At 62.1% G+C, this 2,346-nt stretch carries 3 protein-coding genes; 1 reads left to right on the forward strand and 2 read right to left on the reverse strand.

What is annotated here, in order from left to right:
- Positions 1–242 precede the first annotated feature (242 nt).
- Positions 243–1,154, forward strand: coding sequence for an agmatinase (locus EOB59_RS15465; protein WP_127396591.1), 912 nt, complete (start codon positions 243–245; stop codon positions 1,152–1,154).
- Here the strand turns inward: EOB59_RS15465 and EOB59_RS15470 are convergent.
- Positions 1,120–1,803: a DUF1629 domain-containing protein gene (locus EOB59_RS15470; protein ID WP_245486641.1), complete on the reverse strand. Its 684-nt coding sequence runs from the start codon at positions 1,801–1,803 to the stop codon at positions 1,120–1,122. The two genes, EOB59_RS15465 and EOB59_RS15470, sit on opposite strands and share 35 nt — an antisense overlap.
- Before the next feature lie 64 nt (positions 1,804–1,867).
- On the reverse strand, positions 1,868–2,346 hold a 479-nt coding region (locus EOB59_RS15475; RefSeq protein WP_164895657.1), incomplete at its 5' end, for a glutathione S-transferase family protein.

The raw sequence follows: 2,346 nt of genomic DNA on the forward strand, positions 1-2,346 counted from the left end.
ACATTGCCCTGCCGACGCAAGCCGCCCCAACGTCCTCGCCGGCAGCGCAATGTCGCCTCGAAATCGGCGCATGCCACCGCCAATGCCCCGTTGGCCCAAATTTGAAACACCAGGTGGGTGATCGATCTCGATTGTTTTAGAGTTTATTGGGCTTACCCGATCGGCACAAAGCTGAAGCCGGGGCGCTTGACTTAACCGCACCCGATCGGCGTGCGCTAAGCATCATCAGGATCCATCAAGGCATGACCCCCTCGCCTCCCTTTCTCGGCTTTCCAGACCGTCTCGCAGATGGTCACATGCCCCGCGCGGTGATCTTCGGGGCCGGTCACGGCAGCACTTATCCCGGCAAGGACAGCCGCGGCCACGCCTTGGCGGCGGATGCCATCCGCGCTGCGAGCCAGGACGACGCCACGTTCGTCGGGCACTGGGATTTCGATCTCGGCGGTCCGCTGTTCGACGGCAAGCCGGTGTCTTGCATCGACGCCGGCGATATCTTGACCACCATGCATGACAATGCCGGCAACAGGGTCAGGATCGAGGCAAAAACGTGCGAGATCCTGGCATTGCCGGCCGTGCCGATCCTGATCGGCGGCGACTGTTCCATGACCATTCCCTTCCTCGCCGGCTTTGCGGAGCACGGGCCGGTCTGGGTCCTGCAGATCGACGCCCATATCGACTGGCGCGACGAGGTGTATGGCGAACGCCACGGCTATTCGAGCCCGATGCGCAGGGCGAGCGAGATGCCGCATGTAGCAGGCATGGTGCAAGTCGGCCTGCGCAGCGTCGGCAGCGCACGCATCACCGAGATCGAAGCGGCACGGCGCTATGGCAGCCACTTCGTGACCGCCCGCGAGGTTCACGCTCAGAGCGTCGAAGCCGCGCTCCGGCATATTCCGGAAGGCGCGCGGGTTGTCGTCACCCTCGACTGTGACAGCCTCGATCCAAGCATCATGCCGGGCGTGGCGGCGCGTACACCCGGCGGCCTCACCTACACGCAGGTGATCGACCTGATCGCCAGCCTCGGCAGACGGGCCCGGATCGCAGGGTTCGACCTTGTCGAGTTCTATCCTCCGGCCGATATCGACGGCCTGTCAGCGCTGACCGCCGCGCGCCTTCTCGTCAATGTGGTCGGCACCGTCGTCCGGCAGGTTTGATGTCAAAACCCTGCTCTTCGCCGCAGACCGGCCCAAAAGCGCGTGAGGGAGCTCGCGGTTGAAATGCCCTTTTCCACACCTGAGTACTCGATCCGGCCGGCTCGTCGCTCCAGACCAAGTTGAAAGCAATGCCCTTGAGCCCAAGTTCCCCGATCCGGCGTACGATCGTCTCCTGCAGATAGATATCGGATATTCGCACCCCATCGGCACGCTCGGGCAGCTTGAATATCTCGGTACCGCCGATTGCGTCCGCTCGAAGGACGAGGCTTTCGATCACCATTATGCCGCCATCGTCAAAGCGAACGATCTTTGAACGTTCCTCATCCAGCGCATCGATCACGGTGGTGACATTGAAGAGCGATATTGGCTCGTCAGCACGAAGCGGCAGGAATTCACCGTACGGTTCGAGGGTTGGCCGAAGCAACTTCAACGCCCTCGCCCGCGGGATGAGCACATGCTCGCCAAGCCATGGAAAATCTGAATATTGCCGGAGCGTACCGTCGTCGTGTTCGCACAGGATCTCCATCCCGGGCGGATGCCATTGTCTCTGCTTCCGGCCGCAGAGCGTCGAAAACAGCTGGTAGTCGTCCGCCTGTCGAGGAAGGACCCATTCCTGTCCTTCGACCACGCTCAGGACATAGATATTCATCCGATCCCCCGCACATCATTGCCTTGGTAGGCTCGGCCTGCTGCGCGGCTCTTCGCGCGCGTTCTCACCGCTGGTCCGCGACAGCCGTTTGCGGCACCGGCGGCAATTCGGGTGCATCCATCCCCTTGAAAGGGTCACGCCAGGGGCCGATGTCTTCAAGCCGACGGTACCAGCGGCTGACAGAGGAATAATCGTCGAGCGGCAATCTGGCGGCATCGTTGAACGGCAGAAAGGTCGCCATTCGAAAATCGGCATAGGAAACCGAATTCCCGACCAGCCACTGCCGCTCGGCAAGCACGGCGTCGAGTATTGCCGCGGCCGTATGGAATTGGTTTAGGCCCTCCTCCACCCGCTTCTGATCGATCGGGCCGATGCCGTACCGCTGTTTGGTCCCACGTTCGAAATGCACCGTGTCGCAAGCGAGTGCGAAGTGCTCCTTGCCCCAGCTCAGCCAGCGGATCATCTCGGGTTCGTCATCGCCGCTGCGCCAGAAATCCGAATGCGCATCGCGCGAGAGCCGGCAGGCTATGGCGTCTGCCTCCC

This window comes from Mesorhizobium sp. M7A.F.Ca.MR.176.00.0.0 (assembly GCF_004023165.1).
Taxonomy (GTDB): Bacteria; Pseudomonadota; Alphaproteobacteria; order Rhizobiales; family Rhizobiaceae; genus Mesorhizobium.

Coding starts and splice junctions, on each gene's coding strand:
- EOB59_RS15465 (WP_127396591.1), top strand. CDS start 243: ATGACCCCCTCGCCTCCCTTTCTCGGCTTTCCAGACCGTCTCGCAGAT.
- EOB59_RS15470 (WP_245486641.1), bottom strand. CDS start 1,803: ATGAATATCTATGTCCTGAGCGTGGTCGAAGGACAGGAATGGGTCCTT.